Here is a 7197-nt window from a genome sequence, read left to right as displayed (position 1 = left end):
CAGCTCGTATGCGGCGCGCGAGCAGAAACGGGCGAAGCCCGGCCCCCTCCCAGAGGTGGGGCCGGGCTTCGCACGTCAGGCCGAGGAGGAACTGCCGACCGTCAGCTCGCCGGTGCGAGCAGCAGCCGGTCGCGGGTGCTTTCGGGCAGCACCCGGCGCAGGACCGGGGTGGTGGAGCTGAGGGAGGCGGCGAAGGCGGCGACGAGATCCTGCGGCGCGCTGGCGGAGAACGACGCCGCCCACAAGTACGGTGCCCCGAGAGCAGGTTCAGCCCACGCCTGCCACCCGGCCGGGCCCGCCTCGTCGGCCGCCAGAGTCAGAGCACGCGGGTCACCATCCTGGATGAGCGGCGGCACCTCACCGAGGCTCACGCACGTGGTGAACATCGGATCTGTCGCCATGGCGTGGGGCTGGTCGATGTCCCGGAGCCAGCCGTTCGAGGTGACGGCGTCGAGCACCGGCTCCATGCTGCCCAGCGGCACGGCGGGCTGGGCGCGGTCGCCGAGTCCGACGAGGAAGCCGGCCACGGCTTCGCCGGGGACATCCGGTGTGAAGTAGGCCGACCACTTAGCGAGCGGACTGTCGGTGTCCGCACGGGCGGAGACCTGCCAGGCGACCGGCAGCCCGCCCAGGAGGAACGGCTCATCCGCCAGCACCCACTGAGCCCAGCGCAACCTGTCCGGACTGACGTGCAGGACGGTACTGCGCAAGACCTGACGTTCCTCCGGCGCCTCGTCCGGCTCCCGCCGTCCGCGCACGATCGCCAGGTTCGCCCAGCCGAGCCCGGTCAGTGTCTCGGCCACCGTCTCGTAGAGCTGTCCGTCGTCACCGGCCAGATACCGGGGACCGGCCCAGAACGCCTGGACTCCCAACGAGGCGGACGGGGTGGACGGTTCGAGCGGGAACTCGGGATACAGAAGCGCCTCCAAGGCTAGAGGTGGGTGGGGAACTACATTGCCGCCGGCGGGTCGGCACAGGGGATGACAACTGCGGTCGGCCGACTCGGAATCCCGTCCGGCAGCTGCCCGAGCTGGAGCTCAATTACGAAGCAAGCCGTGGCACGAAGATGGTCTGTGGGCTTCACCCAAGGGCAGACGTGCCTGCTCAGAAGCTGAACGGGCGAGGTGCTCAGTGTCTGAACTCCGTACCCGTTCAGACGCTGAACAGGCACATGTACTCACCGCCACGGATCTCCGAGTGACTGGATCAGGCCCGCGCGAGTCGAGGACAGTGCCTCGCCCTCGTGCCCATCGTCGCTCCCTGCTGTTCACCCCGTGAACGGCGGGAGCGTTCACTAGTGAACGGCGCCTGTGTCCACTGAGTGAACACGCTTTGCGTGCGACCGTGTGTCTGCCCCTCGGCGGGGATCAGCAAGGAAAGAAGTGGGCGCCCTTGCCGATGACGTGCACGTCCCCTGACAGTCATGGCGACTCCGACCTGCCCGTCAAAGAGACCGCGCTGCCCGTTCCTCCGAGGAACAGGCAGCGCGTTCCGAAACGGAACACGCTTGGTGTTCCGAGACGGAATGCCCGTCGTGTTCCGAAACGGAACGGGACAGCTGCAGAGCCTCAACGGCCAGGGACATCCGGAACCATGGTCACGAGCAACCACCTCTCTGACCTGGCATCTTCGGAAAGGTTGTCTACCTTGACATGCTCTGCCCACATTGCACAGTCCTTCGTGGGTCCTTCCTGTCAGCCTGCGGCGAACTTGTCCGTTGCCATCGAATCGAGGCGCTTGACATCGAACCCAGTCGGTTCGGTTTCCTTGTCGGCGAACCTGATCGTGAGAGGGCCCTCGCTACGTTTCAGAGTGGTCATCGTTTCCGGGGCTGGCGGAGAAAGAGGGCATCGAGCTCAGGGCGGTTCCCCGGCGAGAGCGACGATGTCGGCGCGGTTCAGTGCGGGCGTCGTTACTTCTCTGGGCCGTCTGCCGCTGATTCGGCATAATGCGGTTATGCACTCGTCCCCGAAGCGCGACCGCCCCAGGGGCCAGCTCCTGTTGTGGTGTCCCAGGGGCTTGCTGTCTGTCGTCGCCGCCTTGGTCAATCTCTTGGTCGGCGATTCGTCGAACCGATGGTTGCCTGACGCGGGAGGCCGTCTTCGACGATCCGTCCCCAGTCAACTTGCTGCTGCTCTCAGTTGAGAGCTTCTTCCTGTGCCTTGGGTGCGGGAAGGATCAGGCGCGCCCGCTGGGAGGGCTTCGAGTAGCGCACCTTCTCCCACCCCTCGCTTCGTATCGAGGGAAGACGCATGTCCCTGCTCAACAAGATCAAGAGCGTCCTTGGCCGTCGGCGTCCCGTCCAGCCTCCCGTCAGCGAGCGTTCGGAAACCCCCGCAGCTGACAACGGCTCTGGGGATTCAGGATTGAAGAGCTCCATCGCGAGGGGAGCCGCCGAAGGAACCGCCCGGGAGACTGCGCGGAAGTTCTTCGAACAACTTCTCGGCGACTAGAGCTGAAGATCCGGGGTGGCCCGGCGCATCGCGCCGGGGCCGCCCCGCCGCCTTGTCAGGTGCTGCCCCCAGCACCGCGCCCAGCCGGACAGCACTCCGAGGTTGTCGGAGTCACGGAGATTCAGAATCATCGATCCCGAGTTGGGGAGCGACACCACCGCATGAAGCCGGTGCCACGCGAGCGCGTCCTGCAACCGCTCACGCACCGACTCCGCATACATGAAGGGCCCCAGCAGCCGCTCCACCAACCGATCAACGGCTGCCTTGTCGCGCAGCGAGATCACCAGGTACGCGTCCTCGTAGTCGACGGTCGCACCGACACCTTCGGTCTCCAGCCACGCGGCGGCGGCTTCGGTCGTCAGGGGGAACGGCAACCGCCTGCTGCCGATCAGCCGCAACTCCAGGATTTCGTCTTCACCAGTGCGACGTGGGTTCACGAGTCCGGCGACGCCGGCAGAGTCCACGGCGTCGGCGAGGACCCTCTCCAGCGAGGAGAAGTCGGATTCGTCGATGGTCACCACGGGATGCCCCTCAAGAGTGTGCGGATGAGTGAAGCCCGCGCCCGGCCCCGCGACAAGGTCAGCTGAGCCGGGGCGGGAGTCTGGTCAGGGGCAGTCAGCGCGCCGTGTCGGCGATCTTGCTCAGCAGGGCGGCGCTGGCGGGGATGTCGTGGTTGAGCCGGACCGCGTGGTGCGGGAGTCCGGCGAGACGCAGCGCCACCTCCGTACGGACGCTGTCCCGGCCGCCGCCGTCGACGCCCTGGGCCAGCTCGAAGACGTCCGGGTAGCGGTCCTCCGTGGCGCCGGACATGAAGTCCGCCTCTCCGAGGGCGCGCGCTGCGCCGATGACGTCGGGCGCCGCGTCGGCGTCGACCTGGGGGAACAGCAGGCCGGCGGCCCGTCCTCCAGTGGCGAGGGGAACTCCGAAGAGTGCCGGGAACTGGTCCGGGAAAACCTGGACCTTCCGCTCCTTGCCCTTGTCGTCCCACAGCGGCACGTGGCTCCCGCCGAGGAGCGCCTCGGCTACGGACGGGTGCTGTGTGGGGTGGAAGTGTCCGCCCGCCCGCAGGTGGCTCCGGGCGACGGTGTCCCAACCGAGGGCGTGAAGGAGGCCGAGGCCGAGCGCGGCGGCGGACGGCCAGGGCAGGACCTCGACACCGCGCTCCCCGAGCGGGCGGACGAGGACCCTGTCGTTCGCGAGGAGCTGCCAGCCGTGCGAGGCCAGCAGCAGGGCCGTGGTGGTCTTGCCCGCTCCCTTGCCGCCGAAGGTGAGGACCGTCGCTCCGTCGGCCTCACGCACAACGGCGGAGGCGTGGAGAACGGCCCAGCCGACTTGCAGGAGTTGGCCACGGATCGATTCGCGGGCGAGACGTGCGGCGGCCAGGGCGAGGGGCATGGAGTCAATGCCGACGAGGGTGAGGCGGCCGGTGGACGGGGTGCTGCGGTAGGCGATCCCTTCGTCGGGCGATGTCGCGATGATGTCGTCGCCGTCGCGCGCCACGAGCGTCGGGTGCTTCGCGTAGTCCACCGTTTCGGTGGGCCGGCCCTCCTGGACCAGGAGGGTGATCTCCTCGTAGGCGGCCTTGTCGACGTTCGCGAGGACGACGGCCTCGGCGACACATACGTCGGCCGCGGCGATGGTGGTGGCGTTCCACCAGGGGCCGAAGTACCGCAGGGCCCAGTGCGTGACCTCGGTGTCGTTGCTCATGACGTTGACGGCGGCCGTGGCGGCGCCGAGTCGGGTAGCGCTGATCATGGGGCGATCCTCTCGGTGTGTGCGGGAATGCGGGTGTAGGCGTCACGGAGGCTGGTGGCGGCGCGCTCAAGACGTTGCCGCTCGTGGCTGGTGAGGTGCGGCAGGCGCGCTTCGGCGCGACCGCCGGTGAAGCGCGTGGGGATGCCGAGCCAGACGTCTTGGTACGGCACGGACAGTTCCTCGATGCCATCGGCCAGGCCGAGACTCTTGCGGAGCGTGGAGAGCACCGCACCGGCAGGTCCGCAGCGGGTACGGCCAGTGCCGGTACGGATCAGCGCCGGCCGCTGCTGGAGTTCCTTGGCTACCGCCTTGATCGGGACGTGAACGGGCAGGCCGTTGACGGTTGTTGATGAGGCGCAGATGACGGAGCGGTCACCGTGCTCGCCGATCACGTGTCCGCGTACCTGTTCCGGAAGGACGCGGGCGTATCTGGCCATCAGCAGCCGGAACCTCGCCGAGTCGAGGTCTGATCCGATCCCGAAGACCCGGGCGCAGCCGGACACTTCGGCGAAGCGGCGGGTCATGAGGTCTACGGGGTTGGTGACGACCAGGACGGTGCCGGTGAAGCCGCGTAATCGGGTGGCCAGGGTGCCGACTGCCGGGGCGTTCGCGAAGGCACCCCCGCGCCGGATGTCGTGCTCGGCCGTGTTCGTGAACGACGCCCGCAGAGCGATGACCACCGCATCACACCCGTGGAGGTCCGCTACATCACCCCGCTCAACCACGGTGGGGGAGTGGGCGGCGTGCGCGAGGTCCTGGAGGTCGGCGGTCAGTGCGCGGACCTGGTCCGGCTGCCGTGACACGACCAGGAGCCGTCCGGGCAGAGCGGCGGCGACGAGGCCGGCGGCGAGGGTCTGACCGACCGCGCCCACGCCGACAACCCCCACCACTGCGGCGGTCACCATTTTCTGCCCGTGGTGTGCTCGACCTCGGAGAACACCAGGTCCAGGAGCCGCGGCCCGGCCATCGTCCCGGTGAGGAGGCCGCTCACCCGGTGCACGATCCCAGCGACCGTATGGGCCTGTGCGACGAGCGCCTGCTGATGGGGCGCCAGGGGAAGCCCGTGTGGTGCGCTGAGGCAGGTGCTGAGGATGTTCACGGTGTCCATGAGCCACAGCACCAGGACCTCGCGCAGCCAGTCGGCGCGGTCGGGTGCGGGTACCGCCGACGCCTGGCGGTTGAGCGTGGAGGCGATCCCCCGCACTATCTGTTGTCCGGCCTCCTGGTCGGGGTGGCAGATCGCGAGCAGCAGGGACCGGCCGATGAGCTTCGCGATGTCCGGGTGCGGGCCGCCTGCCCAGTGCACGGCCGGGTCGATGAAGTGCAGACGCGGACCGTCGACGTAGACGTGTTCCGGCTTGAGATCCCCGTACACCGCGACTCTCCGACCGGGCGAGATCGCCCCTCCCATCCGGAGCAGCCTCCAAACGGTGTGCTGCACCAGTTCCACGACGTCCTCACGCACATACTCCGGAAGCCCGCTGTCCCGGCCGAGCGCCTTCAGATAGACGTCGGCGCTCAGGCTGTTGAACTTGCGGCGGAACACGCCAGCGACGGAACGCTCGTTGATCGGCCGGGCCCCGCCCAAGAGCCGTACGCCCGCAGGTCCGTGGAGATCTCCGAGAGCGGCGAGGGCCGCGTCGAGGAGGTCACCTGTCTCCCACGGGCGGGCCGTCAGCTCATCGGCCAACGTGGTCCCCGGCACCAGGCGGGTCAGCAGAACACCTTGATGGAAGGCGGCCGTCTCGCACACACGCGGGCGCCCGAGTTCACGGAGCACTTCCAGATTCCGGGCCTCGCGCGCGGTGACGAGATCGGTGCTGCGCAGATACGCCTCCTGGGCCTGACGCACGTCCTTCCAGGTCCCTCCGGCCCCTCGAAGGACGGACACCAGGGACATGCCGAGCCAGCTGTATTTCGCGATCAGCGTCTCGCTGTCCACTCTGATCCGGCAGACGTAGGACGTGACGCTCGGGCACGGCTGGCCCAGGACGACTCGCTTGTTCGGCCAAAGGTCCTTAACCGCGCGGGAGATGACCCGCCGGGTCACGTTGTGCAGTCGCGCCGGGTTCGCCGCCGCTGTGCGCTCGCTTGTCGTGAGGGTCACGACCGCCTCCTAATAGGCGAGTTGGAGCCCGTCCGGCTACCGACCGTCCCCGCCGAGGGGGCCAGCCGGACGGACCGCTGATCCGGCCCCGCCCGACCGCGCGATGCCCTTCCTGCACCAGCGCGGCGGACGGGGCCGGGGCTATGGGGTACGCCGCCGTACGAGACCGGCGTGGTGAGGGTGAGAGCGCAACTCCTCGTTGCACTCCTCGACGGTCGGCGCGCCGCCCCGACGGCGGGCATCCTCGCGCTGCCTGGCCAGGGCAGCGCACACGTCGCACCCTTCGACGGCCACGGGCTCAAGGACCGCAGCGCTGGGAACCGCTATCGCCCTCATGCCAGCCGCCGCAGACAGGCTTCGACGTGCAGGAGCAGGCGCCGGTCGACCGGCGCGTACACGCGAGGTACGTACTCCGGTACGAGCCGCCAGAAGCCGCCGCCGTGGATCGTCTCTTCGAGCTCCGCCAGCCCCTCGTCCGGGGCCGGGCATGCTGCTGCTGTGGGTCCGGCCATGGGGTGCCTTTCGACAGCTAGGTCATTGTGTGAGGTCCTGCACGGCCGCAAGGAGGAGCAGTGCACCGACAAGTGCGAGGAAGCCGAAGCAACTCGGTATCGAGAGCGTGTGGAGACAGCCTCGGTGTCCGCCCTCGGTCGGCGCGGCAGATGACGGGGCGGACGGCGGACTTACGAGCCTCGCCGGTGGCGCTGAACGTGCGGGGGACGGTGGGTTCATACCGTCACTCAGTGGTCCGAGGCGGGGCAGCCGCCTGGTTGGCATAGGGGTTGCCGGGCGCCGGCGTCACACGCAGGAACGACGTTGTGATTGCCCGGTAGCCGCGATGCTCAGGGGAGCGGCCGGTATGTCCGAGCGCCCATTCCTCCG

Annotated in this window: 6 protein-coding genes; all 6 read right to left on the bottom strand. The window is 68.7% G+C overall.

Annotated features, from left to right (window positions below):
- Positions 1-101: 101 nt before the first annotated feature.
- A complete protein-coding gene (locus GXP76_RS16840) occupies positions 102-929 on the bottom strand; it encodes a DUF317 domain-containing protein (RefSeq protein ID WP_242572348.1) in 828 nt (275 codons plus the stop codon).
- 1520 nt (positions 930-2449) lie between these two features.
- Positions 2450-2974, bottom strand: coding sequence for a hypothetical protein (locus GXP76_RS16835; RefSeq protein ID WP_242572347.1), 525 nt, complete (start codon positions 2972-2974; stop codon positions 2450-2452).
- A 94-nt stretch (positions 2975-3068) separates the two neighbouring features.
- Positions 3069-4208 carry a hypothetical protein gene (locus GXP76_RS16830; RefSeq protein ID WP_242572346.1) on the bottom strand — a complete coding sequence of 380 codons (1140 nt, stop codon included), beginning with the start codon at positions 4206-4208 and terminating at the stop codon, positions 3069-3071.
- Positions 4205-5113: an NAD(P)-binding domain-containing protein gene (locus GXP76_RS16825; RefSeq protein ID WP_242572345.1), complete on the bottom strand. Its 909-nt coding sequence runs from the start codon at positions 5111-5113 to the stop codon at positions 4205-4207. Before GXP76_RS16825 ends, GXP76_RS16830 begins: the two co-directional genes overlap by 4 nt.
- Positions 5107-6315, bottom strand: coding sequence for a hypothetical protein (locus GXP76_RS16820; RefSeq protein WP_242572344.1), 1209 nt, complete (start codon positions 6313-6315; stop codon positions 5107-5109). Before GXP76_RS16820 ends, GXP76_RS16825 begins: the two co-directional genes overlap by 7 nt.
- Before the next feature lie 332 nt (positions 6316-6647).
- On the bottom strand, positions 6648-6827 hold the full coding sequence (locus GXP76_RS16815) for a hypothetical protein (RefSeq protein WP_242572343.1): 180 nt from the start codon (positions 6825-6827) through the stop codon (positions 6648-6650).
- Positions 6828-7197: the final 370 nt, after the last annotated feature.

The organism is Streptomyces sp. NP-1717 (assembly GCF_022695985.1).
GTDB lineage: Bacteria > Actinomycetota > Actinomycetes > Streptomycetales > Streptomycetaceae > Streptomyces.
The sequence above is the reverse complement of the archived record's forward strand: the minus strand, read 5'-3'. Positions and strand labels throughout refer to the sequence as shown.

What these genes read in the sequence shown, in the direction of transcription:
- GXP76_RS16830 (WP_242572346.1), bottom strand. Translation starts at nt 4,208, where the DNA reads ATGATCAGCGCTACCCGACTCGGCGCCGCCACGGCCGCCGTCAACGTC.
- GXP76_RS16825 (WP_242572345.1), bottom strand. Translation starts at nt 5,113, where the DNA reads ATGGTGACCGCCGCAGTGGTGGGGGTTGTCGGCGTGGGCGCGGTCGGT.
- GXP76_RS16815 (WP_242572343.1), bottom strand. Translation starts at nt 6,827, where the DNA reads ATGGCCGGACCCACAGCAGCAGCATGCCCGGCCCCGGACGAGGGGCTG.